The organism is Acetobacter sp. DmW_136 (assembly GCF_008690365.1).
Lineage (GTDB): Bacteria > Pseudomonadota > Alphaproteobacteria > Acetobacterales > Acetobacteraceae > Acetobacter > Acetobacter oryzifermentans.
The window spans coordinates 100,785-120,227 of record NZ_VHON01000027.1; the positions used below are offsets into that span (position 1 = coordinate 100,785).

Annotated in this window: 14 protein-coding genes; 4 read left to right on the forward strand and 10 right to left on the reverse strand. The window is 56.5% G+C overall.

The genetic code is table 11. The features are described 5' to 3' along the window. The first annotated feature begins 1 nt into the window (after position 1). Positions 2-1,942, forward strand: coding sequence for a DNA mismatch repair endonuclease MutL (mutL, locus tag FKW31_RS09215; protein ID WP_150178379.1), 1,941 nt, complete (start codon positions 2-4; stop codon positions 1,940-1,942). 118 nt (positions 1,943-2,060) lie between these two features. After that, entirely contained in the window at positions 2,061-3,578 is a 1,518-nt protein-coding gene (locus tag FKW31_RS09220; protein WP_150178380.1) for a NuoM family protein, read from the forward strand. Between the two features lie 25 nt (positions 3,579-3,603). Here the strand turns inward: FKW31_RS09220 and FKW31_RS09225 are convergent, their stop codons facing one another. From FKW31_RS09225 to FKW31_RS09235, 3 genes are all read right to left on the reverse strand, one after another. Then, the gene (locus tag FKW31_RS09225; RefSeq protein WP_063353735.1) at positions 3,604-4,524 is read right to left on the reverse strand and encodes a DMT family transporter; all 921 of its coding nucleotides are present in this window, start codon (positions 4,522-4,524) and stop codon (positions 3,604-3,606) included. A gap of 66 nt (positions 4,525-4,590) precedes the next feature. Continuing rightward, a complete protein-coding gene (gene parE, locus FKW31_RS09230; protein ID WP_006116253.1) occupies positions 4,591-6,630 on the reverse strand; it encodes a DNA topoisomerase IV subunit B in 2,040 nt (679 codons plus the stop codon). A 105-nt stretch (positions 6,631-6,735) separates the two neighbouring features. After that, positions 6,736-7,260 (reverse strand): hypothetical protein, encoded by a 525-nt coding sequence (locus tag FKW31_RS09235; protein ID WP_035354045.1) that lies wholly within the window; start codon positions 7,258-7,260, stop codon positions 6,736-6,738. Between the two features lie 387 nt (positions 7,261-7,647). On the opposite strand from FKW31_RS09235, the gene FKW31_RS09240 reads away from it, so the two are divergent. Further along, positions 7,648-8,175 carry an Ig-like domain-containing protein gene (locus FKW31_RS09240; protein ID WP_035354042.1) on the forward strand — a complete coding sequence of 176 codons (528 nt, stop codon included), beginning with the start codon at positions 7,648-7,650 and terminating at the stop codon, positions 8,173-8,175. A 126-nt stretch (positions 8,176-8,301) separates the two neighbouring features. On the opposite strand, the gene FKW31_RS09245 is transcribed toward FKW31_RS09240, so the two are convergent. Continuing rightward, entirely contained in the window at positions 8,302-8,751 is a 450-nt protein-coding gene (locus tag FKW31_RS09245) for an Rrf2 family transcriptional regulator (protein WP_150178381.1), read from the reverse strand. A 138-nt stretch (positions 8,752-8,889) separates the two neighbouring features. On the opposite strand from FKW31_RS09245, the gene cysK reads away from it, so the two are divergent. Further along, positions 8,890-9,891, forward strand: coding sequence for a cysteine synthase A (gene cysK / locus FKW31_RS09250; RefSeq protein WP_162870719.1), 1,002 nt, complete (start codon positions 8,890-8,892; stop codon positions 9,889-9,891). A 104-nt stretch (positions 9,892-9,995) separates the two neighbouring features. Here the strand turns inward: cysK and FKW31_RS09255 are convergent, their stop codons facing one another. From FKW31_RS09255 to dprA, 6 genes are all read right to left on the reverse strand, one after another. Further along, complete coding sequence (locus tag FKW31_RS09255; RefSeq protein WP_170315302.1) at positions 9,996-11,231, reverse strand: OmpA family protein; 1,236 nt, start codon at positions 11,229-11,231, stop codon at positions 9,996-9,998. Between the two features lie 129 nt (positions 11,232-11,360). Continuing rightward, entirely contained in the window at positions 11,361-11,702 is a 342-nt protein-coding gene (locus FKW31_RS09260) for a DUF1491 family protein (protein WP_089178738.1), read from the reverse strand. Between the two features lie 10 nt (positions 11,703-11,712). Then, entirely contained in the window at positions 11,713-13,374 is a 1,662-nt protein-coding gene (locus FKW31_RS09265) for a S41 family peptidase (RefSeq protein WP_170315308.1), read from the reverse strand. A 46-nt stretch (positions 13,375-13,420) separates the two neighbouring features. Then, the gene (locus FKW31_RS09270) at positions 13,421-15,451 is read right to left on the reverse strand and encodes a ribonuclease R family protein (protein WP_150178382.1); all 2,031 of its coding nucleotides are present in this window, start codon (positions 15,449-15,451) and stop codon (positions 13,421-13,423) included. 6 nt (positions 15,452-15,457) lie between these two features. After that, entirely contained in the window at positions 15,458-18,148 is a 2,691-nt protein-coding gene (gene topA, locus FKW31_RS09275) for a type I DNA topoisomerase (protein WP_150178383.1), read from the reverse strand. Positions 18,149-18,177: 29 nt separating this feature from the next. Beyond that, entirely contained in the window at positions 18,178-19,416 is a 1,239-nt protein-coding gene (gene dprA, locus FKW31_RS09280; protein WP_150178384.1) for a DNA-processing protein DprA, read from the reverse strand. Between the last annotated feature and the right edge of the window lie 27 nt (positions 19,417-19,443).

Here is a 19,443-nt window from a genome sequence, read left to right on the forward strand (position 1 = left end):
CATGTCCGACCTGTTTGCTGAACCCGGTATGGATACAAACCAGCCCGAAACATTGCCCCATGTGCGGCGGCTGCCAGAGGTTATTGTCAACCGCATTGCTGCGGGTGAGGTCATAGAACGCCCCGCCGCAGCAGTGAAGGAGCTGGTTGAAAACGCCATAGATGCAGGTGCCCGCAGGCTGGAGGTTTCTCTGGCGGGCGGGGGGGTGGATCGCATTATCGTTACAGATGATGGTGTAGGCATGTCCGCCGATGATCTGGCTTTGGCGGTAGATCGGCACTGCACATCCAAACTGCGTGATGAAACATTGGTGCATATCAGCACGCTCGGTTTTCGGGGGGAGGCTTTGCCCTCCATCGGGGCGGCGGCGCGGCTGTGCATAACTTCCCGCCCAAAGGGAGAAAGCGGCGCGTGGCGGATTAGGGTAGAAGGCGGCAAGGTTTCCCCCGTTGAACCCGCAGCCGGAGCACCGGGTACCAGCGTGGTGGTGGAAGACCTGTTTTTTGCCACGCCTGCCCGCCGCAAATTTCTGAAAAGCGCGCGCGTAGAAGGCCGACACGCTGAAAACGTGGTGCGGCGTCTGGCCTTGGCTGTACCGCAAACGGCCTTTCGCTTTGTGCTGGATGAGCGCGTGCTATTTGATCTGCCCGCGCAGGATATGGCTGCCCGCTCTGCCGCCTTGTTGGATGCCAGCGAGGCCGATGGTTTTCTGGAAATTTCTGGGGAACGCGATGGCATGACCCTAAGCGGGTTTATCTGCCCGCCATCAGTGCATCGTTCCACGGCTAATGGGCAGTTCATGCTGGTGAATGGCCGCCCTGTGGTGGACCCAGTGCTTAAAACCGCCGTGCGCGTGGCCTATAGGCGTGTGATCGAACCCGGCAGGCACCCCGTGGTGGCAATTATGCTTACGGTGCCGCCCGATCGGGTGGATGTAAACGTGCACCCTGCTAAAACAGAATTGCGTTTTGCGGATGAAGCAGGCGTGCGCTCCTTGGTTATTGGCACCATTCAGCGTGCGTTAGAGCATGGGGCTGGCAGTGTGGGCGTGCGGCCTGTGCTTTCTTCCGCACCACGGCAAGCCCGTATTTGGTATCCGCCAGAAAAAGGGGCTGCGCCGCCTATGCCTGCTCCCGCGTTTCATACCCCAACGCCAGAAGGTGTGCGTTTTGCAGAAGGCCGGTTGCAGTTTGGTGATGCCCCGGCCGCCAGAACTTTACCGCCTGTTGCCATGTCTTCTCCCAGCGCTGGGTGGGATGCCTCAGCAGTCAACACGCCAACAACCGGGCAAGCTGCATCATCATATGTGATGGATGGGGCCTCTGGGCCATCAGTAGCAGCAGATCATCCCTTGGGTGCGGCAATTGCGCAGGTGTTGGACACATATATTCTGGCCGTAGCGGCAGATGGCAGTTTGGTGCTGGTGGATCAGCACGCAGCGCATGAGCGGCTAACGCATGAGCGTTTGCGGGCGCAGTTTTTCAGCGGGCATGTGCAGGCGCAGCGTTTGTTGGTGCCCGATGTGGTGGATCTGCCCCGCGTGCAAGTGGAACTGCTGTTGGCACGCCAGCCCACGCTGGAAAAACTGGGTGTGGAAATTGAAGCCTTTGGTGGCGACTCCGTTTTGGTAAGAGCCTTGCCCGCCATGCTGCGCAGTAGCGATGCCGTAAACCTGCTGCGTGATCTGGCAGATGAGTTGGAAGCGGATGAAAACGGTGCGCCAGATGAAATGGCCGCGCTTGATGGACGGTTAGATGCCGTTATTGCCCGCATGGCCTGCCACGGTAGTATTCGGGCCGGGCGCAGGCTGAGCGTGGAGGAAATGAACGCGCTGCTCCGCCAGATGGAAGAAACACCCCGTGCAGGCACATGCTCACACGGGCGGCCCACGTGGTTGAAGCTGAGCAAGGCTGATCTCGAAAAGTTGTTTGGCCGCCGTTAAGAATATGGCTGTTCTGCGTGGTGTGATCGGCTGAACGTGAACGCCCGCCTGCTGGTGTCAGCCCGCAAAAAAGAGCAGGTTTGCAGCATCTTCATGTAACCTGAATGGTGGTGATGCCGTGCAGCCCATCCTGCTTTCGCTCATAACCTATCTTCCTCTTGTTGCGGCGTTGGTGGCATTTTTTGCCCCCGGCAGGCCAGAGCAGCAAGATAGTACAGCCCGGTGGGTTGGGCTGTGGAGCAGCCTGATCACCCTTGGCCTTAGCGTGCTGATGTGGCTGGAGTTTGATCCCACTCAGCCCGGCCTGCAATTTGAAACACGCCTGCGCTGGATGGGGGATTACGGTATTTCCTACCATACGGGGGTGGATGGCATCAGCTTGGTGTTTATTCTGCTAACAGCGTTTTTAACCCCATTGGCGCTAGGGGCAGGCTGGCGTAGCGTGCAAACACAGGGGCGGCAGTTTGTAGCTGCCATGCTGGCGTTGGAAACAGCCTTGTTCGGCCTGTTTTCTGCCCAGGATATGCTGCTGTTTTACGTGTTTTACGAAGCAACGCTTATCCCCGGTAGCCTGATGATTGGCGTTTGGGGTGGGCCAAAGCGCGTTTGGGCCTCGCTTCAGTTCTTTCTGTTTACGTTTGGTGGCTCGCTGTTCATGCTGGTGGGGCTTATCACCATGTGGCTGCAAACAGGCACCACGGATATTCCAGCCCTCATGCACGCAGGTTTTTCCCAGCCCTTGCAGGGGTGGTTGCTGCTGGCTTTCCTGCTGGCTTTTGGTGTCAAACTACCGCTGTTTCCGCTGCATGCGTGGCTGCCAGATGCGTATTCCGAGGCCCCAACGCCAGCTTCGGCCATGTTGTCTGGCGTGCTTTCCAAAACCGGCGCTTATGGGCTGTTACGCTTTGGGGTGCTGATGTTCCCCGATGCAGTGCGTCTGTTTGCGCCGTATGTGCTGGCTCTTGGTGTTGTGGCTATTATTTACGCAGCCTTTGTGGCCTTTGCCCAAACAGACATGAAGCGCGTGATTGCGTATTCCTCCTTTTCCCACATGGGTATGATTGCCGTGGGGCTGTTTACGCTCACGGCAGAAGGTATTGATGGCGCAATCTTTCAGATGCTCTCTCATGGAGTGGTGATTGCAGCGCTCTTCTTCTGCGTGGCAGCGGTGGCATGGCGGGCAGAAACCCAGCAGATTGATGCACTGGGCGGTGTTGCGCGCCAGATGCCGGTGCTGGCGCTGTTGGCCATGTTGTTTACAATGGCCAATGTAGGGCTGCCGGGCACGGGGTCCTTTGTTGGGGAATTGTTGGTGCTTATGGGCGCTGTGCATGTTTCCTTCTGGGTGGCGCTGCTGGCAGGTAGCACCATGATTATGGGCGCGGTTTACATGCTCTCACTGTATCGGCAGGTGCTGTTTGGCGGCGTAAAAGGCACGGTAAGCCTTCTGCGAGATCTAACCGCCGCAGAAATTGCCGTGCTGGCCCCATTGGCTATCGTAACATTGTGGATGGGTGTGCATCCGGGCAGCTTTACCCGGTTGTTTGACCCCGTGATCATGCAGGCCATTCACGGTAGCGCTGCCAATGTGGCTTCAGCCACTGGCCATGCTGTTTTGCATGTGGCCACCCGCTAATAGGGCTTAAAACACGCTCAGGTTTTTAGTTGGGCAGTTCTGGCACATCTCGTGCTGGAACTGCCTTTTGTTTGGGTTTGCTGGGGCTGAGAATAATGCCAGCCGAGGCTGCAACCACGCACAAAATTCCGCAAAGCTGAAGTAGAGAGGGCGTTTCATGCAGGATGACCGCTCCCGCCACGGTTGCGCATACAGGTTCCAGACTGCTGAGAATGCCGATATCGCGGGCATTCAAGTTCTGCATGGCCAGCATTTCCAGAGAATAGGGTAGGGCCGAAGAACAGAACGCCACCAAAACGCCCAGCCCCAACATGGCAGGGGCTGAAAAGCCGATAATCAGCGCAGGCACAAAGCAGGGCAAAAAGACAACGCAGGCACCGCATGCCATGCCCAGTGCGCAGGCATGTGCCCCCGGTACCTTACCAGCCACACGCTGCCCAAACAGAATGTAAAGCGCCCAGCACAGCGCAGCCATGAGGGCAAAGCCCACACCTGCAAAATCGGTTTTGGTGGATGCAGATGGGTTGAGCACAAGTGCCAGCCCCAACACGGTAAGCAGAATCCAGCCAATATCAGACAGCTTGCGAGAGCCCACAAAAGCCACAACAAGTGGGCCAATAAATTCCAATGTAACAGTTGTGCCCAGTGGAATGTGTTGGAGCGCCAGATAAAAGCAGAGGTTCATGCCTGTCATGGCCAACCCGTAAGGGATGACCAACCGCAGAACATGGACGGACAGAAACCTCCAGCTTCTAAAAAACGGCACCAGCATAAATGCTGCCAGGCAGACGCGCAGGCCCACAACGCCAGATGTGCCAAATACCGGAAAAATGGATTTGGCGAGGGAAGAGCCAAACTGAATGCACACCATGCTGGTTAACAATTGGGATAAAGCCAGCAGGCGTGTGCGAAGGGGCAGAGAGGCAGAAGAAGGGGCTGCTGTCATGCACGCCCATGTGGCAGATGTGCAAGCCCCAAGCCATACGGCCCGCCTACCACGTAGGAGAGCGGGTTAAACATCTAGCAGATCATCCACTGTGCTTGCGTGTTCCTGAATAAAGGCAAAGCGCAGTTCTGGCTTACGGCCCATCAGGCTTTCCACCCGCTGGCGTGTTGCCAGCCTGTCTTCCTGCGGGGTGATCACGCGCAGCAGCGTGCGGCGTTTGGGGTCCATTGTTGTTTGTTTTAGATCCCCCGGCGGCATTTCCCCCAGCCCTTTAAAGCGGGACACATCTATTTTGCCACGCGCCTTGAACTCGGTTTTCATTTTGCGGTCACGGTCTGCATCATCCATGGCGTAAACCGATTTCGCGCCTTGTGTCAGGCGGTAGAGCGGGGGCTGGGCTAGATACAGGTGCCCGTTGCGGATAAGCTCTGGCAGCTCACGGTAAAAGAATGTCATGAGCAGCGAGGCAATGTGCGCGCCATCCACGTCTGCATCGGTCATGATAATCACGCGGCCATAGCGCAGTTTGGAAAGATCGAATCTATCGCCCGATCCACAGCCTAATGCTTCAATCAGATCGCGCAGTTCCTGATTCCCGCGCAATTTTTCTGCCGTGGCGCTGGCAACGTTTAGAATTTTACCGCGCAAGGGCAAAACGGCCTGTGTTTCACGGTTACGGGCCTGTTTGGCAGAACCACCAGCCGAGTCGCCCTCCACCAGAAAGATTTCTGTATCCGGGGCAAACTCCTTGGTGCAATCCGTCAGCTTGCCGGGCAGGCGCAGGCGGCGCGTTGCACTTTTGCGCGGTGTCTCTTTTTGCTCCTTACGGCGTAGGCGTTCCTCTGCCCGTTCTATGGCAAAGCCTAGCAGCGTATCGGCTTGTGGCGGGTTTTGCGCCAGCCAGTGGTCAAACCTGTCTCGCAAAGCCGTTTCCACCAGCTTGCTGGCGGTGGATGAGGTGAGTTTTTCCTTGGTCTGGCCCTGAAACTGCGGATCACGAATAAACACGGAAAGCCGACCTGCGCTCATGCCCAGCACATCTTCTGCCGTAATGGCGGAGGCTTTTTTGATGGAGCGTTGGTCTCCCCACGCGCGCAGGCCTTTTACCAGCGCGTTGCGGAAGCCGGTTTCATGTGTGCCGCCTTGCGGGGTGGGGATGGTGTTACAGTAAGACACCAGAGAGGCCGAGCCGTTTTCTAAAAACGCCACGGCCCATTCCACCTTGCCGTTATCTGTGCCGTCTGCTGCTGGCGGCAGAGGTGCCTCGCCAGCCCACAGAGGGGTAAGGAGTGGGGCCTTGGGGCCAAGCTCATCCGTAAGGCTGTCTGCCAACCCACCGGGGAAGTGTAGGGTGGCTTCTGCGGGTGTTTCATCTCCTGTCTTGATCAGCGCAGGATCGCACGACCAGCGGATAGTGACACCACGGAACAGAAACGCCTTGGAGCGGCAGAGCCGGTAAAGGCGGGCAGGCACAAATACATGTGTGCCAAAAATTTCAGGATCAGGTTGAAAGCTGATTTGCGTGCCGCGTCGGTTGGGCGCTGCGCCTACTTTTTCCAGCTTTGTTACGGGTTTACCGCGTTCATACACCTGTTTCCATACGGTGCGATCACGCGCAATTTCCACTTCCATGCGGGTGGAAAGCGCATTCACCACGGAAGAACCAACCCCGTGCAAACCGCCAGATGTAGCGTAAGCCTTGCCAGAAAACTTACCCCCGGCATGCAGGGTTGTAAGAATAACTTCCAGCGCAGAACGATCGGGAAAGCGCGGGTGTGGGTCCACCGGAATACCGCGCCCGTTATCCCGAATGGTCAGGCGGTTTTCTGTATCCAGCCGTACATCAATGGTGTTGGCATGGCCCGCCACGGCTTCATCCATGGCGTTATCAAGAATTTCCGCTGCCAGATGGTGCAGCGCACTTTCATCCGTACCGCCAATATACATGCCGGGGCGGCGGCGTACGGGTTCCAGCCCCTCCAGAACCTCAATGGCGCTGGCATCATAGGCCTGTGCAGAGTCTGCCTGCGTTCCCGGCTTGGCATCGCGGGATTTGCCGGTGGAGGATTTGCGGGCTGGCGGGGTATTGGAAAACAGATCGCTCATGCGAGAAATCTGTCCCGCGTTGGCGCTGATTCGTCAAGCGTAGTGGTGAGGGGGCGGCAAGCTTTTAACTGCTTCCTAGCCAAAGCCCCCTTACCAGCGGGCTTTTTATGCGCGGCGTGTGGTACGGCGGCGCGTTGTGGTGTGCGTAGAACGGGAAGCAGAAGGCGCTGCGCATGTTTCAAAGGAAGCAGGCTGCGTGACGTCCTTGGCATCGGAGTAGCTGGAAAGATCTTCCCCGCTTTCCAGTGCATTCACTTCATCAAACATGGCAAGGCGCTGCTGGCAGAAAATGGTGCCAGATTGCAGGCCACGTTCAGACTGCACGTTGGCCAACTGCGTGATGTAATCATCATGCTCCTGCTGGGCACGGCGGCCATAGGTGGTGCGGAAGTAGCCGTTCAGGCGTTCTTCTTCCCGCAGGAGGGTGGTGCGAAACTTGGCCACGAATGCGTTGTAGCGATCCTGCGCACCGCAAGACAGTGCGGTAACCATTAGTTCGCTTTTTAGGCCCTGCACGTTAAAGGCTTCGTGCGCAGGGGAGTGGCCACATTCGCTGGCGGCAAAGGAAGCCGAGCTGTGCAGAACGCCCGCGGCAAGAACCCCCGCGGCAAGGAAACGGGAAAAGGACATAGTACCTCCGACAGATGCTGGAAAGGGAATACCGCATTCACGCAAGAAAGAAACTGGTATTTTTTCATACCCTCTGCCTGCTTTGGTGGTTGCGGATAAACCAGCATGTTATTTTGGCGTAAAAGTTGGAAAAATAGGCCGCTCTGTTTAGCAGAATATTTGCGGTTAAAAGATGTTTTCGCGCAGTTGTGTGGATGTTGATATGCTACAAGCTGCCAACGTGTGCTGTATGCCTCTTCCTTCCTGCTGCGGGATGTTTTAAAGGCAAATGCGAATCATGCTTTGTGGGTAGGGGCAGATGCCCGGTTTGGGCCTCTTTCCATTCAGCCCCGAAGCGTGCAGAAGAGATTGCAAGTTTAATTGATACAACAGAAGCGGAGCTGTCGAGTGCGCTTACGAGGAATTGCCGGTTTGGCGCTAACTGGTGGGATGCTTGCCGGCTGTGCAACAACGGGCGGCCCTATTCATATCGGGTCCCCCAATCCCTTTGGGTACCTTAAAAAGTCTGCCGTGTGCAGCACAACCCCTATCAAGAAAGAGGCTGATGGCTCACTTTCCACCACCATGACCGTGCGGTCTGATGATGGTCTGTGTGAAGTGCTGGTAGATCAGCCCGGTGGCAAGGCGTATGCATCCTTTGGGGTTTCTCCTGCGCCAGAGCACGGCAAGGCGTTCCTGTACACGCTGGATAGCGATACGCATGTTACCTACACCCCCACACTGGGCTATGCTGGGCAGGATAAGTTTACGGTTATCCTTATTCCCGGCCCCGGTCAGCAGCGCACACGCCTGACAGTGACGGCGCAGGTAGATGCAACGGGTGTGGTTATTCCGCACGCGGCTGTAACGGCACCTGCCGCAGAAGCTCCTAAAAAGAAAGCAGTGGTGCGTAAGGCTGTTACGCGTAAGCGTTAATTTGGCCTACTACCCAGTTTTTGGGTGATAGAATTAAAAAAAGCGGTGTTCCAGAAATGGAGCACCGTTTTTTTTATGCTCTGATGTGCCGGGCAAAACCCGGCAGCAAGATGGGCAGGATAAAAACTAAATGGAAAATGTAATAGGTTCAGCCAATGGGCGCTTCAGCCCTGCGGATTCTGCCTGTTTAACCAGATCATCCAGTGTGGTTTTGCCCATCTGCGTGATGAGCTTCTGATCAAATTTATCCCAACACGGGGCCAGAACTTTGTGGAAAAGCGCACCCTGCGGGCCATCATTGGCATCGGTATCTGTGTTCAGTACGGCTTCAATAATATCCACCAAGGCAATATCGCGCCGGGGGCGGCCAAGCCGATAGCCCCCACGTGGGCCACGAATGCTTTCCAGCAAACCAGAACGAGAAAGAGCCTGAAGCAGTGGTTCTATGCCACGCCGCGCCAGTTCGGAGCGTTCTGCAATATCAGCAGCACTTACCGTGCCGGAACGCCCGGCGTGAAACGCAACATCCAGCATAATAAGAACGGCGGTCATGGCTCTATCACGACGGAGGATCATGCAAAACAGTCCCTGTCTTGGTTGGGGTATGGTTGATGATGTTTTATTTCCAGATCTTATGTTCAGTATAGCAGCACAGATATGGTTTATCTACGCTATAAATTCGTATTATATGGGTCTGAGAATTGTAAAACAGACATGGGAGAACTTCTAATGGCAGCATCAACGCAGGAAAAAGCGGATTACGGCTTTGCTGCACCCAGAGGGCGGGTTTACGAGTCTGTCCTTAATTTGGTGGGGGGCACGCCGCTTGTTGCGTTGCCACGGTTGACACAGGAAGATGAACTGAAAGCCCGCGTACTGCTGAAGCTGGAGTTTTTTAACCCGCTTAGTTCTGTAAAAGACAGGATCGGCACCGCCATGGTGCTGGATGCTGAACGCAAGGGCCTGATTACACCGGGCCGTACTTTGCTGGTTGAACCCACTTCGGGCAATACGGGCATTTCTCTGGCGTTTGTAGCTGCTGCACGGGGCTATCGGCTGATTGTAACCATGCCAGAAGGGGCCTCTATTGAGCGGCGGCGTATGCTGCGCCTGATGGATGCGCAGGTAGAGCTTACGCCCGCACGTTTGGGGATGGCCGGGGCCATTGCCCGCGCAAACGAAATTCTGAACGAAACCCCAGATGCGTGGATGCCAGATCAGTTTGATAATCCGGCAAACCCCGCAGTACATGCCGCCACCACGGCAGAGGAAATCTGGGTAGATACCGCAGGCAAGGTGGATGTGGTTGTGGCCGGTGTTGGCACTGGCGGCACGGCCACCGGCATTGCAGAAGCCCTCAAACCCCGCTGCAATACGCTACAGGTTTTTGGTGTAGAACCGGCGGAAAGTGCGATTCTGAATGGTGATGAACCCGGCCCCCACGGTATTCAGGGTATTGGCCCCGGTTTTTGTCCCGCCACGCTGAATACAAAGCTGCTGGATGGTGTCATCACTGTTTCAGAGCGTGAGGCCATTGCGGCGGCGCGCCGTTGCGCCCGTTTGGATGGTATTCCGGTAGGTATTTCCTCTGGGGCATCTTTGCACGCAGCGTTACAACTGGCTGTGCAGGATGAATACAAAGGTAAAACCATTGTAGCCATTGCGCCTTCCTTTGCTGAACGCTACCTGTCCACCCCTCTGTTTACCGGCCTGTAAGGTCGGTTCTCTGCGGTCAGATTTGGCCCGGTAGCCACAAAAAAGCCCGTTCGGCCATATGGCCAACGGGCTTTTTTTGAAGCTGTAAAGCTGAAGCAGATTGTTTAGCGGAAAATAATTTCCACGCGCCGGTTTTGGGCTTCCTTGGTGTTGGGGCCTGTTGTGACCAGCGGATGTGTTTCACCATATCCATGAATATCAATGGTGGTGCCCGGTACGCCGTCACGCATCAGTTCGGCTTTCACCACTTCTGCGCGGCGGAGTGAGAGCCGCATATTATATTCTTCACCAGCTTTCTGGCCAGGATGGGCGGAGGAGTTATCCGTATAGCCAGAAACCGTAATGCGGGTAAGCGCCACATGGGCGGCTGCCTGCGCTGCTACGCCAACAATGGAACGTGCCCGGTCTGTAAGATCGGATTTATCCCAATCAAAGAACACCAGATAGCTGCGGGCAGCCGCTGGGGCTGGTGCGGCCATAGTAGGTGCTGGCGGTGGTGGGGGTGGGGCCGGATTAAATTCATACCGCAGCCCCAGCATGAGGGTGTGGTTAAAATCGGTTTTGGTATCGTGATGCCCGCTAGAGAACTGATACGGGTGCGTCTGGTTGATGCTGTTGATAGTGCCGCCAATAGTGCCCCATGACGTTGCGCCATGAGATTGCGGGCCAAGCATTGTCCAGAACCGATATTCCGCTGTGGCAGATAGCCCAACAACCCACGGAATGGGGAAGGCGAGGCCAAAAATGCCCTGATAGGCAAAATTGCCAAACGTGCCGCCCATTTTTTCTGCAAGCTGGTTGCCCGGTGCGGTTACGGATGTGCGCATGGCGGTCCAGCCATAGCCAATACCGGCCCCAAAATACGGAAACAGCCACGGCTTGCCGACATCCAGATCAAACAGGGCATTGGCCATAACGCCATAAGTCTGGCGGCGGCCATCTGCACGGCTGTTGAAGGTGTTGGTAACAAACCGCTGGTAGCCCATGCTGCGGTAATCACCTTCAACTTCCACACGAAAGCCGTTGCCCAAGCCCCAACCGATGGAGCCAATACCCGCAGCGCCAGTGCGCCAGCGGTCTCGCCCATCAGGAAACTGGGCGGACGTACGTACGCGCTGATCCTGGTTAAAGGTAGCACCACCTTCACCCGCGATATAAAGCCCCTGCACAGGCTGGGCTTTTGCGGTTACGGCAGCACACAACAGAAGCCCCGCGGCCAGCGGCGCAGAAAGCAGCGTTTGCGCAAGCAATTTCTGGCGCGGCTTCATGGTCTTCTCCCTGCTATGGCAGTAGTCGCGCGATACGTCCGGCATCGCATCTAATAGTACGAAGGCACACATGCTTGCCTTCTTTGCTGTAAAGTTGCCCAGTGTGCAACAGGTAGAACGGCCAGTTGACACAAACAGACGGGTTTTATGTGTAATAAATGCCGCAGGCGTGTGCGATAAGCCACAATTAAGCAAATTGTATCAGAGCAGTATTGCTTCAAACGAAGGGCTGAAGCTGTCCGATTCAATTTCCAGAACCCATAAGTCGGGGTCAAACTTAACCTGACGTTCTATAAACTTCTGAATCTGTTCCGCATCAACAGGCGTATTACCTGTTGCACGCAGCCATGCGGGTTCACCTTCTGGTGTACGGGTCTGGCTTAAAACCACGCCAGAACCGTTGCGCGCCGCCAACACTACCAGAATGCCACCTGCATCAGGGTCTCCCTTGCGCAAAAGCATGGCGGAACGGCCATCTTGCCCGCTTTGGCGGAGTATGGCGCGGGCCATGATATCGGTTTTAAGGCGGGGTGGGGGTGCCATATATCCAGCTTTAAGGGGCTGCGGAAATCTGAGGGGCGGTTACGGCATCATCCGGAATGGCGTTGATGGCCGTTTTATACCACTGTGGATTCTCCAGCACGCTACGCGCCACGTTTACATCCCGGTCAGTCCCCAACGCGGCGGGGCAGGTTTTGCGGATAGACATAATCTGGGAAACGGGAATCGGAAAGCGCGCATTGCGAGAAGCCGTAATGGCAGCCTGATTGGCCACTTGTCCTTCTGCCAGATCATGCAGATTTTTTTCTACATCAGCAGCACCAAGGCTGGTGCAAACCTGTGGCATGACACCAAGGCCCTGCAACGGCCACCGCAACGGAGCTATAACGCGGCTCCATGTTACAAACAGCTCACCTTCATCAGGCAGTTGCGCCACGGTTTGCACAAGACCTTTGCCCAATGTGGCGCTGCCAATCACTACCGCGCGGCGATGGTCCGCCAAGGCTGCGGCCAGAATTTCTGCCGCACTTGCGGTGCGCCCATCTACTAAAATGGCAATGGGCAGGCCGTTTGTCATGTCTCCACCCTGCACGGCCCAGATGTGGTTTGCCTGAGAATCCCGCCCGCTGGTTACAGCGGCCACACCTCTATCAAGCAGCAGGGCTGCGGCGGTTACGGCCTGTTGCAGCACGCCGCCACGGTTGCCGCGCAAATCTATAATCAGGCCTTTTAAGTGCGTATCCTGCACAGCCTGATCCAGATACTGGCTCATTTCCTCTGCGGTATCGGAGGAAAAGGCCGTTACGCGCAGCACCACAATGGAACCACTGGCAAAAGCAAATACGGTTTCGGGCGGGGTTTTGGCGCGGCGCAGGGTTACGGTGCGGGCGCGGCGCTGGCCGGGGGTGAGCAGGCGCAGCACAACGGGGGTATCTTCCTCTCCGCGCAGCCATTCCATAACCGTTTCAGGCGTTTTGCCTGCTGTTAAGCGGTTGTTGACGGAAAGCAGCCTGTCACCCGTATCTATGGCGGCTGTCCAGGCCGGGCCGTTGGCGTTTATGGCGGATACAACAAGGTAGCGGCCACTTTGCCCCAAGCTAACGCCAATATCTGCTTCTCCACCCACACGCGCAGCCCGATCTGATGTGGCGGAAGTGGGGCCAATATAGCGGGAATAGGGGTCTAGATGGTTAAACAGTTCATCAAAAAACGCCTGCACCAGCTCTTCGCGGCTGGTTGTGCGCACGGCAAGGGAATGGGCGCGGGCTGTATCCAGAAAATCCACGGCAATTTGTGCCCAATCATCTGCTGAACCATCTGTAGGGGCAGGGCGGGAGAGCAGGCTGGTTTGGCCAGAAAGAAGCTGGATATTGGCCCCGCGGGAATCGAAAGACAGGGAAGGATCAAGCGCAGAAAGGCTGGCCAGCCCCCAAAGTGTGAAATCCCGATAGCTATGAGCTTCCAGCGTGCGCGGCTGTAAAAACTGAAGGGCGGTGCTGATAACGGATTTAACCATCAGCATATCCGGCACAGGTGCTTTGTCTGGCGCCGCAGTAGCGGAAGCAGCGGGTTGTTGTTCTGCCGCAGGTGCTACGGATGCAGTAGCCTGTGTTGCAGAGGCCGAGCCCGGAGCACTGTCTGGCAGCGGTGTATCGGATTTGCTTTGGGCGTGCAGGGGTGCAGGCTGGCAAAAAAGCAACACAGCCAGCACCATGCCCGGCAAGGCACGCGGCAGACCACGCACAAACCAGATGGCGGTTTCAGTGCTCATATACGGCATCAGTCAGCATCAGCGTACCTCGTGCCGGGCAGGTGCCCGCCAAGGTAACTGAAAGTACAGCCCCACTTTGCACGTGGGGGTGATGTGCCAAGGCATGGGTGTGCTGCGAGTCGTCATTCATCCCTGTGCGATCCGGAAAAGCTGACCATGCAAGGAAAGACGGAGTTCCGGTTTTCGTCAATCTCACCCGCAAGCCATGCCGTGTTGCTGTCATGACATGGGCGGACATTCTCTGGCCAATAAGCGGAGCAAGAAAGAGAGCAGCCAGCCGGTTCAGACTATCTTGCATGATGGTAGCTGCCCGGCGTTCTGTAAAGTTTAGCTGTGATACCAAAGCCACATCTGGTGCTGGCAGGGGGACGTGAGGCAGCGCAGAGGAGTCGTTTATATGGGTTAAGGCGCGGTGTGCCAGCAGATCTGCATAGCGGCGGATGGGGCTGGTAAAATGCGTGTAGTGCTTGAGCCGCAGGCCATAATGTGGTGCTGCGCAGGTGCTGTAGCGTGCCATAGGGCGCGGGCTATCGGGGCTGGGCTGCGCATGGGTACGGAAAAGTGCTGGCAGCGCCCGCGCGTGCAATTTTTCCGCTGCGATCTGATTAGCCAGAATCATGCACGCCGCCACCATATAATGTGCTTCCTGAGTGTTACGCGGCACAAAGGCACAGGGTTGCCCGCTGCTATCAAACTGCACGTTCCAACCTGTTTCTTCCCGTTCCATAACACCGCGTTGGAGGGCTGCGCGCCGAATGGCGGCCCCCGCATTGCGCAATGCGGGAAGTAGCGCAGGTGCTAACAGGGCCGCAGGGTGTTCGGGCGGCAAAGTGGGCTGATGTGCTTGTGTCTCAAAGACTTGCTGCACGGTCTCATATGTCAGCCGCGCTGCACTTTGCATGATCCCGCGGCCAATATGAGCAGAAACTACATGCCCATCCGGGGTAATGTGGATATCAGCAAAGAGGCAAAGCCGATCCTGCCCCGGCAAAAGGGAACAAGCCTGTGCAGAAAGAACCAGTGGCAGCATGGGCACCACTCTGTCTGGCAGATAAATGGAATTGCCACGTTCTTGCGCTTCCATATCCAGCGCGGAGCCGGGCTTTACCCAATGCGCTACATCGGCAATGGCCACAATAAGATGAAAACCCTCAGCCGTTTGTTCGGCCCAGAGTGCATCATCAAAATCATGCGCTGAGGCATCATCAATGGTGATAAGCGGCAGGTGGCGTAAATCTGTGCGGCCAGAAGGCGCAGGTGCGCTCTGTAAGGCAGTGTTCTGGTGTACGATCTGCCGGGCTTCGGCCTCGGCCTGTTCTGAAAATGTAGTGGGTGGATGATGGATAAGCAGGCTGAGGTATGAGGGCATGCCTGCATCATCCGCCTTGCCCAAAACGCTGTGCACACGTCCCGCATAAGCGCCATGAGGCAGAGCATGCGGTGTTGCAAGCCCAATCTGCTGCGGTGCGAGAGGGAGGGAGTTTGTACTTTCTTCTGGGGTAAGCGGCAGGTTTAACCGCGCATCACATGGCAGCAACAAGGGTTCTGGCGTGTTGGCGGGGGTAACGGGCAGGTTGTTATCAAGCCGGGTAAGAAGCCGCAGGCCACGCGCCTCGCGCTTTTGAGTGCCCGTTGCCGGGCGCAGGCGTACCAGCACCATATCGCCGGGGAAAAGATACGGCGTATCCGGCGGCTTTATCAGCAATACAACAAGGCGGGAGAGTGCATCATCGGCCAAAAAGCCAGCTGCGTTGCCATCATCCCGAATATAGGAAACCCGCATACGGGCAACATCTGGCAGGCCGATGGAAGCCTTGAGCGTGCCGGCAGCAAGATCAAGCAGATCCCCCGCAACGGCCATATCGTGCAGCAAAGCGCGTATGCTGGCCTTTTGCCGCACGGGAAGCTGGAAGGTACGCAGAATGTCCGTTAGCCCGGTGGCGGCTCCGGCGCGGCTTTTAAGAAAAGCCCGTAGCTCCTGCACAGATGGCAGGGCAGAAACATACGGGCTTGCCAACACGACAGATTACTCGGTCTCGGCTTTTTTCTTGCGCGTTGTGGTGGTGGCCTTCTTTTTGGCGGGTGCTTTTTTCTTGGGCGCCGCTTTTTCCGCACCGTCTTCATCAGCCTTGGCTGTGCTTTTGGTTGCGGTTTTCTTTTTGGCCGTTGTTTTGGTGGTGGTTTTCTTTTTGGCGCCAGCCTTGGCTTTTAGAGGTTTGCCCTTGTCTACCAACAGCGCCACGGCCTCATCCAGCGTTACGGCATCCATATCTGTGCCGCGCGGCAGGGTGGCTACTATCTGACCATGCTGCACATATGGGCCAAAGCGGCCCTTGCGCACCATAACCGGTTCACCATCCTTGGGGTGCACACCCAGATTGCGGATGGAGGCCAGCTTTTTGGCCAGTGCATCCACAGCGCGGTTCAGGCCGATGGTTAGAACGTCATCGTCCTTGTCCAGAGAGCCATATACCGCGCCCATTTTTACAAATGGACCAAAGCGCCCAAGCCCGGCCTGAATGGGCTCGCCCGTTTCGGGGTGAACGCCAACAAGGCGGGGCAGGGAAAGCAGGCCAAGGGCCTGATCCAGCGTAATGCTTTCCCCATTGATGTTTTTGGGCAGAGAAGCACGCTTGGGCTTGGCTTTTTTGTCTTCGGGGTTGGGTTCCCCTTGCTGCACATACAGGCCCCACGGGCCTTGGCGCACAGTAATATCCTCACCTGTTTCCGGGTTCTGGCCCAAAAGGCGCATACCGTCCTTAAGGGCGGCATCATCACCTTCTTCGGCGCTATCTGCTGTTAAGCGGCGGGTGTACTGGCATTCCGGATAGTTGGAGCAACCAATAAATGCGCCATAACGGCCGAGCTTCAGCCCAAGGCGGCCTGTGCCGCAGGAAGGGCAAACCCGCGGGTCTGATCCATCCGCCCGATCGGGGAAGAAGAATGGCCCCAAGTCCTTATCGAGTGCGTTGAGCACATCGGTAATGGTGAGTTCCTTGGTGCCGGATACGGCTTTGGAAAAATCGTTCCAGAATGCTGCCAGAACCTGCTTCCACTGTGCGCGGCCACCGGAGATATCATCCAGCAGTTCTTCAAGGCTGGCGGTAAAGCCCGTATCCACATATCGCTCAAAGAACGAGACAAGGAAGGCCGTAACCAGACGCCCGCGCGCTTCGGGAATAAAGCGGCGGTTTTCTAGCCGCACATAGCTGCGATCCTGCAATACGGTCAGGATGGAAGCATAGGTAGAGGGGCGACCAATACCCAGCTCTTCCATCTTTTTGACCAGCGATGCTTCGGAATAACGCGGCGGCGGCTGGGTGAAGTGCTGCTCGGCATCCACTTTTTCGCGCTTGAGCGGGTCTTTTTCCTGCATGCTGGGCAGCATACGGGCATCATCATCCGCTGCTTTTTCCGTATCATCGCGCCCTTCACGGTAGAGCTTGAGAAAGCCCTCAAACGTGATGATGGAGCCATTGGCGCGCAGTACGGTCTGGCCGGAGGGGCCAGCAATATCCACCGCCACCTGATCCAGAGATGCGGCTTCCATCTGGCTGGCAACTGCACGTTTCCATACCAGTTCGTACAACCGGCGCTGATCATTGTTCAGGAACCGAGCAACGGAGTCGGGCGTGCGGGAAACATCTGTGGGGCGCACGGCCTCATGCGCTTCCTGCGCGTTTTTCACCTTGGAAGTATAGATACGCGGCTTGGCGGGCACATATTCCGTGCCAATTTTCTGGCCGATATGCTGACGGATAGCATTAATGGCTTCCTGCGCCATCGTCACGCCATCGGTTCGCATATAGGTGATCAAACCTACAGTTTCACCGCCCAGATCCATGCCTTCATAAAGCTGCTGGGCGGTGCGCATGGTGGTTTGCGCGCTCATGCCCAACTTGCGGGAGGCTTCCTGCTGCAACGTAGAGGTGGTGAACGGTGGCTGCGGGTTGCGGCGAACCTTGCGGCGCTCAATAGATTTTACGGCAAGGTTTTCAGCTTCCACCGCTTTTTTGGCAGCTTCGGCCAGTTCGGCATTGTGCAGATCAAACTGATCCAGCTTTTTGCCGTTCAGATGCGTTAGCCGTGCGGTAAAGGCGGCACCCGCAGGGGTAAGCAGCGATGCAATAACGCTCCAGTATTCCCGCGGCTTAAAAACCTCAATCTCGGCTTCGCGCTCACAAATCAGGCGGAGCGCCACAGATTGCACACGCCCCGCACTGCGAGAGCCGGGCAGTTTGCGCCACAACACCGGGGAAAGCGTAAAGCCCACCAGATAATCCAGCGCCCGGCGGGCCAGATAGGCTTCAATCAGCGGGAAATCCAGATCCCGCGGGTGTTCCATGGCGTACCGAATGGCGGATTTGGTAATTTCGTTAAACGTAACGCGCTGAACATCCACCCCTTTCAGGGCTTTGCGTTCTTCCAGCATAGCGCGCACATGCCACGAAATGGCTTCACCCTCGCGGTCAGGGTCAGTGGCCAGATACAGTCGGTGGGCGCCTTTAAGCGCCTTGGCAATGGCGGCAACCTGTTTCATGCCCCGTTCATCAGACTGCCACTTCATGGTGAAGTCTTCATCCGGCAGCACGGAGCCATCCTTGGGTGGCAGATCGCGCACATGCCCGAAGGAGGCCAGCACCGTGTAGCCATCACCTAGATATTTGTTGATCGTTTTTGCCTTTGCGGGCGATTCGACCACAACAACGTCAGTCATACTCTCTCCGACCTGCCTGCAAGCAGCACTTACCCTGCCGTTTCTGCCTGATTATCCGCCAGACCGACCATGCCCCCAGAATAAGTGGAGACGCAGCCAGAAAGCTCAAGTTCCGTGAGCGCGACAAGCACGGCAGAAGCCGAGAACTGGCAGCGCCTTATCAGATCGTCAACCGCTATGGGCGTAAAGGAGAGGAGCGAAAGCAGGTTTTCGCGCACATCTTGTGCGGTGGAAGGCGCTGAAAAATGCGGTTTTAAGGCAATTGGCTCTTTTTCATCCACATTTTGGGGAGAAGTAAAAAATGCAGGCTCCGGAGGGTCTGAAACAAAAGGCAGGCCAGTTTGCGCAGCAGATGCAGATTTTTTCTGGCGTGGTGCGGTAACGCTGGAAAGGGAGTGTGTAGAGCCAGTAGGTTGAGGAACAACAGGCGGCAAATGCGGCAAAATATCTGCCACGCTTTCTGTTAAAACAGCGCCATTACGCAAAAGATTGTTACTGCCCCTGCAACGCGGGTCTAGCGGTGATCCGGGAACGGCAAATAACTCCCGCCCATAATCTACTACCATGCGGGCAGTAATGAGTGTGCCAGAATGGGGTGCTGCTTCCACCACCACGCAGCCAAGGCCCAAGCCTGCAATAAGCCGGTTACGGCGCGGGAAGTGGCGCGCCAAAGGGGCCGTGCCTAGTGGGGCTTCGGTTACCACTGCGCCTTTTTGGGCAATTTCTGCCTGAAGGCTGGCATTTTCTGGTGGGTAGGGGCAATCCAGCCCGCCGGCAATGGCGGCTACGGTGCAGCCCAGCCGATGGAGCGCCCCTTTATGGGCGGCTTTATCAATGCCGCGCGCCAAGCCGGAAATAACGCTTAGCTCGGCTTCTACCAGTTCTGTTGCAAGGCTTTCTGCCAGTCGCATGCCCTGTGCAGAGGCATTGCGTGCCCCCACAATGCTGACTCCTGCACGGCTAAGGCATGCAACATCGCCCAGAACACTTAGCACAGGCGGCGCATCCGGAATCTGGCGTAAAAAAGCAGGGTAATCTGTATCAAAAAGTGTCAGAAAACAGCCACCCATTTGCAAGGTGGCGTCTATCTCCCGCATCACCACATCCATCGACGGCATAACCGGCTGGTTACGCCCCCGCACTGGCAGATAAGGCAGGGCTTCCAGCGCTGCTGCGGCAGAGCCGTATTTATCTACCAGTTTCCGCCATGTGCGTGGGCCAACCTGTTCAGTACGGGCCAGACGTAGGCAGGCGGGTAGAGATGTCATATGCGAAAAATCAGATAGCCAAGTTGC